Origin of the sequence: Mesorhizobium terrae (genome assembly GCF_008727715.1) — a bacterium.
Lineage (GTDB): Bacteria > Pseudomonadota > Alphaproteobacteria > Rhizobiales > Rhizobiaceae > Mesorhizobium > Mesorhizobium terrae.
The window spans coordinates 4,739,194-4,755,000 of record NZ_CP044218.1; the positions used below are offsets into that span (position 1 = coordinate 4,739,194).

The 15,807-nt window shown below is 60.7% G+C and carries 11 protein-coding genes, 1 tRNA gene and 2 rRNA genes; 6 read left to right on the forward strand and 8 right to left on the reverse strand.

Annotated elements, in window-relative coordinates; translation table 11 throughout:
- Positions 1–162: 162 nt before the first annotated feature.
- From FZF13_RS23895 to FZF13_RS23915, 5 genes are all read right to left on the reverse strand, one after another.
- Complete coding sequence (locus FZF13_RS23895) at positions 163–1,437, reverse strand: flavin-containing monooxygenase (RefSeq protein ID WP_024922119.1); 1,275 nt, start codon at positions 1,435–1,437, stop codon at positions 163–165.
- Positions 1,438–1,596: 159 nt separating this feature from the next.
- Complete coding sequence (locus tag FZF13_RS23900; RefSeq protein WP_024922118.1) at positions 1,597–2,298, reverse strand: ABC transporter ATP-binding protein; 702 nt, start codon at positions 2,296–2,298, stop codon at positions 1,597–1,599.
- Positions 2,291–3,076, reverse strand: a complete 786-nt coding sequence (locus tag FZF13_RS23905) for an ABC transporter ATP-binding protein (protein ID WP_024922117.1) — start codon at positions 3,074–3,076, stop codon at positions 2,291–2,293. The genes FZF13_RS23900 and FZF13_RS23905 overlap by 8 nt, the downstream gene beginning before the upstream one ends.
- Positions 3,073–4,248 (reverse strand): branched-chain amino acid ABC transporter permease, encoded by a 1,176-nt coding sequence (locus tag FZF13_RS23910; protein WP_024922116.1) that lies wholly within the window; start codon positions 4,246–4,248, stop codon positions 3,073–3,075. Before FZF13_RS23910 ends, FZF13_RS23905 begins: the two co-directional genes overlap by 4 nt.
- A gap of 1 nt (position 4,249) precedes the next feature.
- The gene (locus FZF13_RS23915; protein WP_024922115.1) at positions 4,250–5,167 is read right to left on the reverse strand and encodes a branched-chain amino acid ABC transporter permease; all 918 of its coding nucleotides are present in this window, start codon (positions 5,165–5,167) and stop codon (positions 4,250–4,252) included.
- 199 nt (positions 5,168–5,366) lie between these two features.
- On the opposite strand from FZF13_RS23915, the gene FZF13_RS23920 reads away from it, so the two are divergent.
- From FZF13_RS23920 to FZF13_RS23945, 6 genes are all read left to right on the forward strand, one after another.
- Positions 5,367–6,497, forward strand: coding sequence for a branched-chain amino acid ABC transporter substrate-binding protein (locus tag FZF13_RS23920; RefSeq protein WP_024922114.1), 1,131 nt, complete (start codon positions 5,367–5,369; stop codon positions 6,495–6,497).
- Positions 6,498–6,585: 88 nt separating this feature from the next.
- Positions 6,586–7,677 carry an ABC transporter ATP-binding protein gene (locus tag FZF13_RS23925; protein WP_024922113.1) on the forward strand — a complete coding sequence of 364 codons (1,092 nt, stop codon included), beginning with the start codon at positions 6,586–6,588 and terminating at the stop codon, positions 7,675–7,677.
- On the forward strand, positions 7,674–8,573 hold the full coding sequence (locus FZF13_RS23930; RefSeq protein ID WP_051504921.1) for an ABC transporter permease: 900 nt from the start codon (positions 7,674–7,676) through the stop codon (positions 8,571–8,573). The genes FZF13_RS23925 and FZF13_RS23930 overlap by 4 nt, the downstream gene beginning before the upstream one ends.
- Positions 8,570–9,352 (forward strand): ABC transporter permease, encoded by a 783-nt coding sequence (locus tag FZF13_RS23935; protein ID WP_024922111.1) that lies wholly within the window; start codon positions 8,570–8,572, stop codon positions 9,350–9,352. The genes FZF13_RS23930 and FZF13_RS23935 overlap by 4 nt, the downstream gene beginning before the upstream one ends.
- A 101-nt stretch (positions 9,353–9,453) precedes the next feature.
- The gene (locus FZF13_RS23940; protein WP_024922110.1) at positions 9,454–10,491 is read left to right on the forward strand and encodes an extracellular solute-binding protein; all 1,038 of its coding nucleotides are present in this window, start codon (positions 9,454–9,456) and stop codon (positions 10,489–10,491) included.
- Between the two features lie 84 nt (positions 10,492–10,575).
- Positions 10,576–12,168 carry a GMC family oxidoreductase gene (locus FZF13_RS23945; protein ID WP_024922109.1) on the forward strand — a complete coding sequence of 531 codons (1,593 nt, stop codon included), beginning with the start codon at positions 10,576–10,578 and terminating at the stop codon, positions 12,166–12,168.
- Between the two features lie 108 nt (positions 12,169–12,276).
- Here the strand turns inward: FZF13_RS23945 and FZF13_RS23950 are convergent.
- The 3 genes from FZF13_RS23950 to FZF13_RS23960 form a co-directional block, all read right to left on the reverse strand.
- Positions 12,277–12,353 (reverse strand) — tRNA-Met (locus FZF13_RS23950).
- Between the two features lie 131 nt (positions 12,354–12,484).
- Positions 12,485–12,599, reverse strand: a 5S ribosomal RNA gene (rrf, locus tag FZF13_RS23955).
- Positions 12,600–12,775: 176 nt separating this feature from the next.
- A 23S ribosomal RNA gene (locus tag FZF13_RS23960) occupies positions 12,776–15,574 on the reverse strand.
- Between the last annotated feature and the right edge of the window lie 233 nt (positions 15,575–15,807).

Below are 15,807 nucleotides of genomic sequence, written 5' to 3' on the forward strand. Positions count from 1 at the left end.
GGCCAGCGGTCCCTCGTCGAGCGACGTTCGACCCATGCCCGCATCTGCTGTGCGGATATTCGTCGGGCGGAATGAGCGCCGAAAGAACAGTCTTTCTCATCGCTGATAAGGCCGGGCCTAATCAGCGAAAGTCAGGGCGGCGGGCAGCGCAACCGCCGTCGGCTACGCGTCTTCGGTCTGCTTTATAGCGGCGGCGTGGTAGGCCAGATATTTGCGCTGCGTGGAAATGCGGTCTGCCAGATGTTTTGCATCGTGCCAGACACCCCAGATGAAGGAGGAGCCCCGGCGCGACTGCCAGGGCAGACCGAGGAAATAGATGCCGGGCACGCTCGACACGCCGCGCTGGTGTTTCGGTCGGCCCTTCTCGTCGAAGGCATCGACCTTCATCCAGCTGTAGTCGACGGAATAGCCGGTGGCCCAGATGATCGAGGTGATACCGGCCTTCGCCAGATCGAGTTCCAGAATGGGATTGGTCATGCACTCCGGATCGGGATCGAGCCGGCGCGCTTCGGGTTCTTCCGGTAGGTCGAGACCGTTGGCCAGGACATAGGCGTCGGCCTCGTCCATCAGCGATAGATGGTTGGCATCGCCGCGCGCAACGTTCTGGTTCAGGTCAGGCGCGAAACGCATCACTCCGTCCCGAAAACTCTCGGCGCGGCCGACAAGCGTCATCCCACGCGCCGCAAGACGCCGGAAATCGATCGTCTCGCCGCCGCGGGCGCCGCTGACGGCGATCGTGACGTGTTCGGTGCCCGGGCCCGGCGTTTCGGCGTCCCACTTGTTCAGCACCCCCAGCCACCAGCAGAAATCGCGGCCGCGATAGCTGCGGAACGGACGGTCGTGCGGTCCAACCGCGAGATAGACGCGCTTTCCCGTGCGAACGAGTTCATCGGCGATCTGCACCCCCGACGATCCGGCACCGATCACCAGCACCGCACCCTCGGGCAATTGCTGAGGGTTATGGTAGGTGTTGGAGTGGATCTGGACGATACCCGCGCTGTCGGGGACGATATTCGGGACAATCGGGTTCTGGAAAGCGCCGGTGGCGGCAACGACGCTGTTGGCCTCGATCACGCCGTCCGACGTTTCGACCCGGAAGCCGGGGCGGCCCGCAAGCCGCTGCACTTGCTTCACCTCAACGCCGCAGCGGATCGGCGCACCGATCATTTTCGCGTAGGCGACGAAATAGTCCGCAACCGTTTCCTTGGAAGGAAAACCGTCGGGGCCAGTCTCCTCAAACTCCATGCCGGGAAAACGATCGTGCCAGGCCGGACCGTTGGCAACGAGTGAATCCCATCTCTCGGAGCGCCAGCGTTCGGCAATGCGATGCCGTTCGAGAACGAGATGAGGCACGCCGCATTTGCTCAGATGCTCGCTCATGGCCACCCCGGCCTGGCCCGCGCCAACCACAAGCGTGTCTACTGTTTCGACCGACATTTCTGCGCCCTTTTCTGGCCTCCGGAAGTTTCTGCGGTTGCAGCGGAGGTCTCACGGCTGGTTTACTGGAGGGGTCGGGTCGCGAAAATTACGATTTCACGTGGCACTGGTTAGCTTGTCCCTAAATACCGGGAGGCTGCGGTCCGTCGCCCCGGACAGTCAGAGATAGAGGCTCCTGGCTGCCTTCGACGACAACAGCTCGCGAGCCGGTCCCTCCTGCGCGACGCGGCCCTTGACCAGCACATAACCGCGGTCGGCGATCCCAAGACCCATCTCGGCATTCTGTTCGATCAACAGGATCGTCGTGCCGCGCCGATGCACTTCTTTGGTGATCTCGAAATATTCGTCGATCAGCTTGGGCGACAGGCCAAGCGACGGCTCGTCCATGATGACCAGCCTAGGTTCGCCGATCAGCGCGCGCGCCAGCGCCACCATGGCTTGTTCGCCACCCGACAACGTTCCCGCCACCTGACGCAATCGCTCGCGAATGCGCGGGAACAAGTGACACATCTTGTCCAGTTGCGGCTCGAAATCCGGTCCCCGGCCGGAAACGGCATCATAACCGAGCCGCAAATTCTCCTGCACGGTGAGACTGGGGAACAGCCGCCGCCCCTCAGGCACTAGCCCGACACCGAGCGCCGCCAGATTCTCGGTGCCGAGCGAGGCCAGGTCGCGGCCCATCACCTCGACCCTGCCGCGTTGCGCCCGCACGACGCCGCAAACCGTCATGAAGGTCGTGGTCTTGCCGGCGCCGTTGGGCCCGAGCAGGCAGACGAGCTCGCCGGGCTGCACGCTCATCGTCACAGCGCGCAGCATCGGCACCGGACCATAGGCCGTGTCGACATCCTTCAACTCAAGCATGGACGGCCGCCTTTCCGAGATAGGCTTCCTGCACGCGCGGATCGGCCTTCACGGCCGCGAAATCGCCCTCGGCGATCTTGCTGCCATAGTCGATGCAGATGACTTGGTGCGGGAAGGCCTCGACCACGCGCATGTCGTGCTCGATCAGGATCACGGAAAGATCCGCTCGTTCGCGCTTCAGGCGCGCGATATCGGCGATCAATGCATCGGTCTCGATCTCGTCCATGCCGACGGAAGGTTCGTCGAGCAACAACAGCTTCGGCTCGGAGGCCAATGCACGGGCAATTTCCAGCCGGCGCCGGTCGGCCTGCGCCAGTGTCCCGGCCAGCCTGTAGCGCTGTTCGAACAGATCGCCCGACCCGGCCTTGAGCAGCGCCTCGGCTTTTTCCACGCAGGCAGCCATTTCACGCCGCGATGCGCCGGGAAGAAACAGCGCGCCCAGCACGCCGGTCCCGGTGCGCGTGTGCATGCCGATGATGACGTTGTCCAGCACGCTGAGGTCGGAAAACAGGCGCGAGGTTTGGAAGGTGCGGCCGACGCCACGCGCAACCACGTCATGCGCCGGGTGACCGGTGATGTCGGAACCGTCGAAGCGCACGCGACCGGACGTCGGTCGGTAGACACCGGTGACGACATTGAACAGCGTCGACTTGCCGGCCCCGTTGGGTCCGATGACGGCCAGCACCTCGCCGCGGCCGACCGAGAAGCTGATGTCGTTCAGCGCGACGAGGCCGCCAAAGCGCATCGTCGCGTTCTCGACCTCGAGGAGAGCGTTCACTTGCTTTCTCCGTAGCTGCGCATGCGCTGCGGAAACAGGCCCTGCGGACGGATCATCAGGAAGCCGATGATAACGATGCCGAAAAACAGCAGCCGGTAGTCGGAAAAGGCGCGCAGCTTCTCGGGCAGAATGGTCAGCAGGAAGGCGCCGACGATAACGCCGAAGATGTTGTCCATGCCGCCGACGATCACCATCGTCATGATAGTGACGGAAACCAGGAAAGTGAAATTGTCGGGCGAGATGTAGGAAACATAGAAAGCGTAGATGGTGCCGGCGAAGGCGGCGAGGAAAGCATCCACCGCGAAGGCCAGCACCTTGAACCAGGCGACATTGATGCCTTGCGCACGTGCCGCGATCTCGTCGGCGCGCAGCGCGTTCCAGGCCAGCCCGATGCGCGAGGAATGCAGGCGGCGGGCAGTGACGATCGCCACCACCACCAAAGCGGCCGAGAGGTAGTAGAAATTGGCTTGGCTCGGCAGTTTCCAGCCGAACACGACCAGCGGATCGGCAAAAGAATGGCCAAACAGCGAGGGCGCGGGAATACCGACCAGCCCGTTGGGGCCGCCTGTCCAGCTGAGATTGTTCAAAAGCTGCTGCACCACCACCCCGAAGGCAATGGTGACCAGCGCCAGATAGGTGTCGCGGGTGCGCATCGACGGGATGCCGATGAGGAAGCCGAACAGCGTCGCGGCCACGGCGGCGACAGGCAGGGTCAGCCAGAAGCTCATGCCGAAATTGATGGCCAAAAGCGCCGACACATAAGCGCCGATGCCATAGGAGGCGCCGGTCGCGAAATTGGGAATGTTGGCGCTGCCGAGCTGGAAATTCAGCGCCAGCGCCAGCACCGCGTAGAGCTGGGCGACGATGAGCAGATGCAGGACATAGGTGTTCGAGCCGACCACGAACGGAAACAACAGCACGACCACCGCCGCCGTCCCGACCGCCACCACGGGAGCCTGGGAAAAACTCGCCGTCACCAGGTCGGCGATCTGCGGCCTCTTTTCCAGGAGATAGAAGCCCGCAGCCAGCAGGGCCAACAGGCCGATGACCTGCCAACCGCCTTCCGCCTTGAGGATCAAATAGAGGAATCCGGCACCGCAAAGCTGTGCCGCGACGGCAATTGTCGCCGCCTTGCCCTGGCCAATTGTCGGCGATGAAGAACCTGCGCTCATGTTACACCTTCACCATGACGGCGCGACCGAGCAGTCCTTCAGGGCGAAAGAGCAGCACCCCGATAACCAGCAGGAAAACGAAAACCAGCCGGTATGAGGCACCGTCCGGCACGAATGTCTGGGCGAGCACCTCTATGCCGGCGATGATCAGGCCGCCGAGGATGGCGCCGGGCATCGAGCCCAGCCCGCCAATGACCGCCGCGGAGAAGCCGAGCAGGCCGGCCATGACGCCGAAATCGAACCGCGTCACCCCGGCATAGCTCGCAAACAGCAGGCCGGCGATAGCGCCGATGGCCGAGGCGACGAAGAAGGTAGCGCGGAAGACACGCGTGTCGCGGATACCCATCATGCGCGCCACGACACGGTCCTCGGAGGCCGCGCGGATGCGCAGACCGAGAGGCGTCAGGCGCAGGAAGGCGAAAAGCAGGGCGACAAGCACGAATGTCAGCGTCACCACCAGCAGGGAAAACCAGCCGACCTGCACGCCCGCCACTTCGAAGGCGACGCCCGAGGCGAGCCGCGGAAAGGCGTGCGGGTTGGAGCCTTGCGGGTAGAGATGGCGGATCAGTTCGCGGATGACGATGCCCAATGCGACCGTCGCCACCAGCGCCATCATCGGCGGCGCGTCCCGGAAGCGCCGGATCACCACCTTGTCCAGGGTCACGCCGATGAGGCCGACGACAAACACGGCAGCGCATGCGGCAACGATCAGCCAGGCGGGGCTCGCAACCCCGACGGCGATTGCCAGTGCCTGGGCGATTGCCAGCGCGATGAAGGGTGACGTCATCGCCACATCGCCATGCGAGAAGTGGATGACGTTGAGAACGCCGAAGATCAGGCTGAAGCCGATGGCCAGCAAAGCATAGATGCACCCGAGGGTAATCCAGTTCACCGCTTGCTGGACAAATAGCTCTGCCATGCCGCCCGTCTCTCTCCCTTGGAGCCCGGACGATTACCAGCGCCGCCCCTATGAGCACATAATGAATCTCCGATGTAGCAGATAGCAATTTCCGAATTTCGCGAGGCGGTAGCGGCGAAATATAGTTGCGCTAGATGGCGGTCTCCCGATCGGCCGGAACGCGACCTTCGCGGAAGAAAACAAAAAAAGAGGTGGAACCATGCTGAACAGACGCCGCGCGCTTGCGCGCATATCTTCACTGCTGGCCGGATCCGTGTTCGCGCTCTCCTTAGGGATGGCCGAGGCCAGCGCCGACCAGATCAAGCTCGGTTTCATCGGACCGCTGTCCGGCGGCAACGCCCAGCAGGGCCTTGGTGCCCGCAACGGCTTCCTTCTCGCCATCGACGAGGCCAATGCCAGCGGCTATCCGCATCAGGTCGAAGGCGTTGTCCTGGATGACGCGTCGGACCCCGCAGTCGGCGTTTCGGCGGCCCAGAAGCTGATCAACGACCCCGCCGTCGTCGCGGCGACGGGCCATTGGAACAGCTCCGTCGCGCTCGCCACCATCCCGGTCTTCAATCGCGCGCAAATGCCGTTCGTCGTCTGGGGTGCGGTCAGCCCGAAGATCACCGAGCAGAACCTTCCCAACGTCACCCGCGTGACGCCTACGCTGGTCAATGAGAACAAGCCGCTTGCCGAGGCAATCGCCAAGGAAGGCAAGGTCAAGAAGATCGCCATCATCTCCGACACCACCGATTATGGCGCGGCCAACACCAAATGGTTCGGCGACTTCTTCAAGGCGGCGGGCGGCGAGGTCGTCTTCTCAGATGCGGCCGCGGTCGGAACGACCGACTTCCGTGCCATGCTGACAACGGCCAAGGCAGCCAGCCCGGACGCGATCTATTTCGGCGGCGTGGTCACCGAGGCTGCCCTCGTGCGCAGCCAGATGGCCGATCTCGGACTTGGTTCGCTGCCGATGTACGGCATTTCCGGCATCTACGATCCGAAGTTCATCGAGATCGCCGGCCCGGCCGCCGAAGGCACCATCGTCGGCACGCCCGCCGTGCAGACCAACCCGAAGCTGGAGGCCTTCTACAAGGCGTACGAAGCCAAGGGTTATCCTGATCCGGCCGGCTCCTACGCCAAATATGCCTACGAAGCCACGCAGATCCTGCTCGAAACCATCAAGGAAAAGGGTATCGAGGACAAGCAGGCGCTGAGCGAGACCGTCCGCGCGATCAAGCACGATGGCATTTTGGGTACCGTGTCCTTCGACAAGGAAGGCCAGACCCAGATGCCGGTCGAGATCGACCGGTTCATCGTGCACAGCGGCAAGTGGGTCAAGATGTGACGACCTGCCGGCATTGCGCCATCGCGCGCAATGCCGGCGGCCCATTCACGTGGCGGCTTGCCATGCCCTTCCCATCGAGATCGATTACATGGATATGAGCCGCTCGCCGCAGCACAAGAAGGCGGTGGAGATCAAAGGTGTCTCCAAGGCCTTTGGCAACTTCCAGGCGCTGAAGCCGGTAACCTTCGACATCTACGAAAACGAGTTCTTCACGCTGCTTGGCCCGTCTGGCTGCGGCAAGACCACGCTGTTGCGGATGATCGCCGGCTTCGAACAGCCTTCGACCGGCGAGATATCGCTACGTGGCGCCAACATCCAGGCCCTGCCCCCGCACAAGCGCCGGGTAAACACCGTGTTCCAGTCCTATGCGCTGTTTCCGCATATGACGCTGGAGCAGAACATCGCCTTCGGACTGGAAAACCTCGGCTGGTCCAGGGATCGCCGCTCGGCGCGCGTGGCCGACATGTTGCGCCTCGTGCACATGGAAAAATTCGCGGCCCGCAAGCCACAGCAATTGTCGGGCGGTCAACGCCAGCGCATCGCGCTTGCCCGGGCGCTGGCCCCCGAGCCGGAAGTGCTGCTGCTCGATGAGCCGCTTTCGGCGCTCGACCTCAAGCTCCGGCAGGCCATGCGCGATGAACTGCGCACACTGCAGCGCCAGACCGGCATCACCTTCGTGTTCGTCACCCACGACCAGGAAGAGGCGCTCGACATGTCGGACCGCATCTGCGTGCTGGGCGATGGCGAAATCCAGCAATTGGGAACGCCGGCCGACATCTACGAGGAACCATCGAACCGCTTCGTCGCCGATTTCATCGGCGAGACCAATTTCCTCGAGGCCGACGTCATCGCGCTCGATGGCGACAGCGCCACGGTGTCGATCCCGCTCGGCGTGACGCTGAGTGCTCCGCACAAGCAGGCCGTGGCCGGCGGCAAGGCCGTGATGTCCATCCGCCCCGAAAAGATCAGCCTGCCCTCGCAGGATGGCCATATCGCGGCCGAGGGCACCATTGTCGGCGCCAACTATCTCGGCGGCTACACACACTATGTGGTGGACGCGAACGGCACCTTGCTGCGCGTTTCCAAACGCAACAGCCAGAGCCGCGACCGCACGCTCGAAGTCGGCCAGTCGGTAAAGCTCAGCTTCGCGGCGGAATCGGCGCGGATCCTGGGCGCATGATCGGGCGCCTGAAAACACCCGGCTGGAACGTGCTCGGCCTTTTGCCGGCACAACTCATCATGCTTCTGACGCTGATCGTGCCGGTGGGCATCATCATCCTGGTCTCGTTCTCGACCCGCGGCCCCTATGGCGGCTTCGACTATGTGTTCACCACGGCGCCCTACAAGCAGATCCTGTTCAACGAGGGCTGGTCGGGCGAGCTGGAGTTCAATCCGCAATATCTGATCGTCGTTGCTCGCACGATGATCCTGGCCGCGGCGACGACAATCATCTGCCTGCTTCTCAGCTTTCCGGTCGCCTACTTCATTTCGCTGCAGAAGGCGTCGGCCAAGATGATGCTGATCTATCTGGTGACGCTGCCGTTCTGGGTCTCGATGATCGTGCGCGTCTATTCCTGGATCATCATCCTCGGCAATGACGGGGTGATCGCCAAGGCGCTGCGAGCGCTTGGGCTGGTCGACAATATGGGCAGCCTGCTCTTCACCGACACGGCGATGCTCATCGGGCTCGTCTACAGCTACATTCCCCTGATGATCCTGCCGGTCTTCGCCTCGATCGAAAAGCTCGACCCGGCGCTGGTGGAGGCTTCGCACGACCTCTATGGCAGCCGCTTCACCACATTGCGCCGCGTGATCCTGCCGCTGTGTGCCCCTGGAATGATCGCCGGCGCGATCCTCGTCTTCGTGCCTTGCCTGGGCGCGGTGCTGGAACCGACGCTGCTGGGCGGTGGCAAGACGATGATGATGGGCAATCTCATCCAGCTGCAGTTCGGTGCTGCCCGCAACTGGCCGCTGGGCGCCGCCATCTCCATCGTGCTGATGTGCGCGGTGATGATCTTCCTGCTCTGGCGCGGCCTTCAGGCTACCCGCAAGGAAAGCCGGGAGAGCAACGCATGACCGGCAATGTGCGGCGCTATCCGGGCTTCGGCCTGTTCAGCATCATCTTCTTTGTCTACCTCTATCTGCCGATCGCGGTGGTGATCTTCTATTCGTTCAACGCCAACCGCATCGTGGCCAATTGGGGCGGCTTCTCGCTGCACTGGTACACAACGGCCCTGTCGAACGCCGCACTTGTCGGCGCGGTCAAGACGTCGCTTTTCGTCGCCAGCATCGCCACGGTTCTGTCCACCATCGTCGCGCTGATGGCGGCGCTGGTGCTGGTGCGCGGCAGGAATGTGCGCTTCCGGCGCGTCTCCGAAACGATCGTCAATCTGCCGCTGCTGCTACCCGAGATCGTCGTTGCCGTGGCCGTGCTCATCCTGTTTTCCGAACTGGGCCTGACCAACGGTCTGCTGAAGCTCACCATCGCGCACACCACCTTCTGCATCCCCTTCGCATTCCTGCCGATAAGGGCGAGATTGCAAGGCATGGATGCCGATCTGGAGGAAGCCGCGCGCGACCTCTACGCGTCGGGCTGGGTTGCTTTTCGCCGGGTGACGTTGCCGCTGATCCTGCCCGGCGTGTTCGCCGGCGCCATGCTCGCCTTCGTCATTTCGATGGACGATTTCATCACCAGTAATCTTCTGAATTCCGGCGGCGCCACCACCTTGCCGGTCTATATCTTCTCGCTGATCAAGCAGGGCGTCTCGCCACAGCTCAACGCCATCTCGACGCTGATCATGATCGTTTCGGTCGCGCTGGCCACAGTCGCTTTCCTGCTGCAACGCCGCCAATAGACAGAGCGAGCTTTTTCCTAAGCAGCACGTCGGGCAAATGAAATTTATCGCCGTCGCCCGTTTGTTATCGTTCCCCGAACCATAAAGATAAGGGGAACTCCATGCCTATCCGCATCCGCATCTCAACGCTTGCCGCCGCCAGCGCCATCAGCCTTTTGGCGACGGCCTCCGCGTGGGCCGAAGGCACGCTTTCGATCTATGCCTGGGCCGATTCCATCGCGCCCGACATGGTCGCGAAGTTCGAAAAGGAGACGGGGATCAAGGTCACCGTCGACGCCTTCTCCTCGAACGAAGATCTCTTGACCAAGCTGCAGGCCGGCTCGTCGGGATACGACATCGTCACGCCGTCCCAGCATTTCGTGAAGATCATGATCGACAGCGGCCTGCTCGAGGATATCGGCGCCAGTTCGATGCCCGCCTTCCAGCAGATCTCGACACAATGGCAGAAGCAATGGTGGGACCCGACCGGCAACTATTCCGTGCCGCTGGCCTATGGCAATGCCGGTTTCACCGTCAACCGCAACCTCTACAAGGGCCCGGTCGACAGCTGGAAAATCTACTTCGAGCCGTCCGAGGATTTGAAGGGCAAGATCGCCAGCCTCGCCCAGCCCGACGAAGTCATCCCCGCCGCGCAGAACTATCTCGGCATCAAATATTGCAGCGAAGACCCGCAGGAGATGAAGCGCGTTCTCGACCTGTTGAAGGCACAAAAACCGTTCGTGGCTGCCTATTCGAGCGACAACATCGAAAACCGCATCGGCGGTGGTGAAGTGGCCATGCACTTCTGGTGGGACGGCAACACCATGCGGCTGCGCCGCAACGACAAGGCCAATGTCGAATATGCGATGCCTAAGGAAGGTCTGGTCGGCTGGCTCGATTCCTACGTCGTGCCGAAGGGCGCGACCAACATCGAAAACGCCAAGAAATTCATCAACTTCATGACGGAACTCGACAACGCGACCGGCCAGTACAACTACTACGGCCATTCGTCGCCGGTGAAGGTGGATGAAGCGAAGGCGCTCTATAACAAGCAGAACGCGCCCGAACTGTTCCCGTCCGCGCCGGTCAAGATGGGCCAGGCCTGTTCGCCGGCCGCGCAGGAACTGGTGACCAAGGTCTGGACCCAGCTCCTTCAATAGACCGTCGATCGCCTTGATTCACTTGGCATTTCATACCCGCCCATTCCATGGGCGGGTCGTCCCCCTGCTCGCTCGACAAAAGCCATGAATGAACCATTTGACTACATCGTCGTTGGCTCCGGCTCCGCCGGCTGCGTCTTGGCGAACCGCCTCAGCGCCGATCCGGCAACCAGGGTCTGCCTGATCGAAGCCGGCGGCAGCGACCAGAGCCTGCGCGTCAAAGTGCCGGCGGGCATCCTCTCGCTCTACGGCAATCCGAACTACGATTATTGTTATGTCGGCGTGCCGCAGCCGCAGCTGAACGGCCGCCGCATTCCGGTCAATCGCGGCAAGGCGCTCGGCGGCTCGACCTCGATCAACTCGATGGTCTACATCCGCGGCTCCGCCGCCGATTATGACGAATGGGCGCGCCTCGGCTGTAACGGCTGGTCCTATGATGACGTGCTGCCGGTCTTCAAGCGGCTGGAGCGCAACCTGATCGGCCAGGACAGCCACTACCACGGAAGCGACGGGGACCTTTTGGTCGACAATCCCCGCGATCCCAACGAATTATCGCGCATGTTCGTGGCGGCCGGTCGCGCTGCGAACCTTCCGGAAAACAGCGATTTCAACGGCGAGAGCCAGTTTGGGCTCGGCGTCTACAACGTGACGCAGGACCGTGGACAGCGTTTCAGCGCGTTCACCGCCTTCGTGCGCCCGGTCATAAACCGCCCGAACTTGACCATATTGAGCGAGTGCCAGGTCAAGAGCATCGTCGTCGCGGACAAGCGCGCGACCGGTGTCCGCGTCCTGCGCGAAGGCGTGGAGACGACACTGTCGGCCCGCGAAGTGGTGCTTTCGGCGGGTGCCATCAACTCACCCCAGATCCTGCTCGAATCCGGAATAGGCCCCGCCGAAGAGTTGTCGCGCGCTGGTATTGCGCCGGCTCACGATCTGCCCGGTATCGGCAAGAACCTGCAGGATCATGTCGACGGCATGATCACCGTACGCTCGTCGAGCACGCGCGGCCTGGGTCTTTCCCTGGCCAACCTGCCCCGAATCCTTGCCGCGCCCTACCGGTACCTCGCGCGCCGCAAGGGAATGCTCACCACCAACTATGTCGAAGCCGGCGGCTTTGCGCGCACCAGATATGCCGGCGAAGAACCGGACATCCAGTTCCACTTCGTGCCCGGCTACCGCAGCCATCGCGGCAGGCTGGTCGAATATGGCCATGGCTATGCGATCCACACCTGCGTGCTCAGGCCGAAAAGCGTCGGCGAAATCACGCTTTCACGGGACGGCTCACGCCGAGCCATCCACATCGACCACCGCTTCTTCTCCGACGAGCAGGATGCACGGGTTCTGGTCGAAGGCATCAAGATCGCCCGCAGCATCTTCGCCTCGTCGGTGTTCGATCCGCTGCGCGGTGCCGAGATACTGCCCGGCAAGGACGTCCGCTCCGACGACGAGATCCTCGCCTATCTGCGCGCCGAGGCGCTGACCGTCTACCATCCGGTCGGCACCTGCAAGATGGGCAACGACGCCATGGCTGTCGTCGATCCCCGCACCTTGAAAGTACGCGGCATGGAAGGGCTTCGTGTCGCCGACGCCTCCGTCATGCCGCGATTGATCAGCGGCAACACCAACGCGCCGACGATGATGATCGGCCAGCGCGCGGCGGATATGATCCTGGGCTAAGCGTGGGTGGTGTCGGGATGCAGTCGTTGCCGCTGCCCCTATGGGACCGTTAGCCGTGTCGCCCTTGTCCAAACGCAAAAAACCCGGCCTTGCGCCGGGTTTTAGATTTGGTTGCGGGAGTAGGATTTGAACCTACGACCTTCAGGTTATGAGCCTGACGAGCTACCGGGCTGCTCCATCCCGCGTCAACCGAGTTTATGTAAGCATTTGCCTACATAAAATCCACCGATCCGCCAAATGAAAGGGCCGCTTTCGCGGCCCGTGATCCCGTTGGCGGGCCGTATCGTAAGGAGAAGATTTAACGTGCGTTTGGCAGACCTGGCAGCGACCTACTCTCCCGCGTCTTGAGACGAAGTACCATCAGCGCTGGAGCGTTTCACGGCCGAGTTCGGAATGGGATCGGGTGCAGCCGCTCCGCCATAACCACCAGGTCGGCAAAACGCACGTTATTCGAGAAGCTGTTTTGTGCCTGGCGACTGCAGTTTCTTCCGGGCAAGGCCCGCAAGCGCGACTGCGCGTCGCCGGTTTTCCGGCGCCCCCGCGGAGCATAGGCCCTGTAAGGGCCGCTCATGCGTGAGCGCTGGTTTGATGAACATTAGGAATGAGAACGATCAAGCCGATCGAACTATTAGTACCGGTAAGCTTCAAGCGTTGCCGCTCTTCCACACCCGGCCTATCAACGTGGTCGTCTTCCACGGTTCTCAGGGAATACTCGTTTCAAGGTGGGTTTCCCGCTTAGATGCCTTCAGCGGTTATCCCGTCCGGATATAGCTACCCTGCTATGCGGCTGGCGCCACAACAGGTCCACCAGAGATCCGTCCATCCCGGTCCTCTCGTACTAGGGACAGATCCTTTCAATATTCCTACACCCACGGCAGATAGGGACCGAACTGTCTCACGACGTTCTGAACCCAACTCACGTACCGCTTTAAATGGCGAACAGCCATACCCTTGGGACCTGCTCCAGCCCCAGGATGCGATGAGTCGACATCGAGGTGCCAAACAACCCCGTCGATATGGACTCTTGGGGGTCATCAGCCTGTTATCCCCGGCGTACCTTTTATCCGTTGAGCGATGGCCCTTCCACGCGGGACCACCGGATCACTATGACCGACTTTCGTCTCTGCTCGACTTGTCAGTCTCGCAGTCAGGCAGGCTTATGCCATTGCACTCAGCGAACGATTTCCGACCGTTCTGAGCCCACCATCGCGCGCCTCCGTTACTCTTTAGGAGGCGACCGCCCCAGTCAAACTACCCACCATACATTGTCCCGGACCCGGATAACGGGCCGCGGTTAGACATCCATAGTAATAAGGGTGGTATTTCAAGGGTGGCTCCACCAAGGCTGGCGCCCTGGCTTCAAAGCCTACCACCTATCCTACACATGCCACTACGAATGCCAATGTAAAGCTATAGTAAAGGTGCACGGGGTCTTTCCGTCTAACCGCAGGAACCCCGCATCTTCACGGGGAATTCAATTTCACTGAGTCTATGCTGGAGACAGCGGGGAAGTCGTTACGCCATTCGTGCAGGTCGGAACTTACCCGACAAGGAATTTCGCTACCTTAGGACCGTTATAGTTACGGCCGCCGTTTACTGGGGCTTCGATTCAGAGCTTGCACCCCTCCTCTTAACCTTCCAGCACCGGGCAGGCGTCAGACCCTATACGTCGCCTTGCGGCTTCGCAGAGCCCTGTGTTTTTGATAAACAGTCGCTACCCCCTGGTCTGTGCCACCCTCACCCTGCTTGCGCAGGAAAGGGTCACGCTTCTTCCGAAGTTACGCGTGCAATTTGCCGAGTTCCTTCAGCATAGTTCTCTCAAGCGCCTTGGTATACTCTACCTGACCACCAGTGTCGGTTTCGGGTACGGTCTATAAGTGGGAGCTATTTCCTGGAACCGCTCCGCTGCCCGACCAATCCAATAAGGTCGAACAACTTGTGCAATCCGTCACTACCCACAGGCCCACGAATATTAACGTGGTTCCCATCGACTACGCGTTTCCGCCTCGTCTTAGGGGCCGGCTAACCCTGCTCAGATTAACTTTAAGCAGGAACCCTTGGTCTTTCGGCGGGGGAGTCTCTCACTCCCCTTACGTTACTCATGTCAGCATTCGCACTTCTGATACCTCCAGGAGCCCTCACGGGTCTCCCTTCACTGGCTTACAGAACGCTCCGCTACCGCTCGCATTGCTGCGAACCCTAAGCTTCGGTGTATGGCTTTAGCCCCGTTACATTTTCGGCGCAAAGACCCTTATTTAGACCAGTGAGCTGTTACGCTTTCTTTAAATGATGGCTGCTTCTAAGCCAACATCCTGGTTGTTTTGGGATCCTCACATCCTTTCCCACTTAGCCATAACTTGGGGACCTTAGCTGTAGGTCAGGGTTGTTTCCCTTTTCACGACGGACGTTAGCACCCGCCGTGTGTCTGCCGACTAGTACTCCTGGGTATTCAGAGTTTGCTTAGGTTTGGTAATCCGGTGAGGACCCCTAGCCCATGCAGTGCTTTACCCCCCAGGGTATTCGGTCGACGCTCTACCTAAATAGATTTCGCGGAGAACCAGCTATTTCCGAGTTTGATTGGCCTTTCACCCCTAGCCACAAGTCATCCCGAACTATTGCAACAGTTATGGGTTCGGTCCTCCAGTAAGTGTTACCTTACCTTCAACCTGCTCATGGCTAGATCACTCGGTTTCGGGTCTAATGCGACGAACTGAACGCCCTGTTCAGACTCGCTTTCGCTGCGCCTACACCTACCGGTTTAAGCTTGCTCGTCACACTAAGTCGCTGACCCATTATACAAAAGGTACGTGGTCACCCTTGCGGGCTTCCACTGTTTGTAGGCAATCGGTTTCAGGTACTCTTTCACTCCCCTTGTCGGGGTGCTTTTCACCTTTCCCTCACGGTACTAGTTCGCTATCGGTCATGCACGAGTACTTAGGCTTGGAGAGTGGTCTCCCCATGTTCAGACAGGATTTCACGTGTCCCGCCTTACTCTAGGACTTTTGTTCGCATTACGTGTACGGGGCTATCACCCACTATGGCCCAACTTTCCAGAAGGTTCCACTTATCTCACAAAAGCCACTGGCCTGGTCCGCGTTCGCTCGCCACTACTTGCGGAGTCTCGGTTGATGTCCTTTCCTACGGGTACTTAGATGTTTCAGTTCCCCGCGTTCGCCACTTTACCCCTATGTATTCAGGGTAAGTTACCTAATATCGATACTTGGAAACCACAGCAGCAGATCGCTCTGCTACTCTGATTTTCCAAGTACCTTAGGTGGGTTTCCCCATTCGGAAATCGTCGGATCAAAGGGTATTCGCACCTCCCCGACGCTTATCGCAGCGTATCACGTCCTTCATCGCCTGTGCATGCCAAGGCATCCACCAATTGCCCTTAAGACACTTGATCGTTCTCATTGCCAATGTTCATCGGGATTTTTCCCAATGCCATCGGCACAAAAAGACCAGCTTCTCGAGATCTATCCGGGGGCGCGGTTAGGCTTACCCATCATCTGCCTGGGATTGAGCGTCCCAAGCGACGAACCATGCCCATCATCACCCGACCGCTTACGGAAGGTTATGGACCTTCCAGGGCCAGGCTCCGAACATGGAACCCGAACAAATCTTCTCTTTACGATGTCA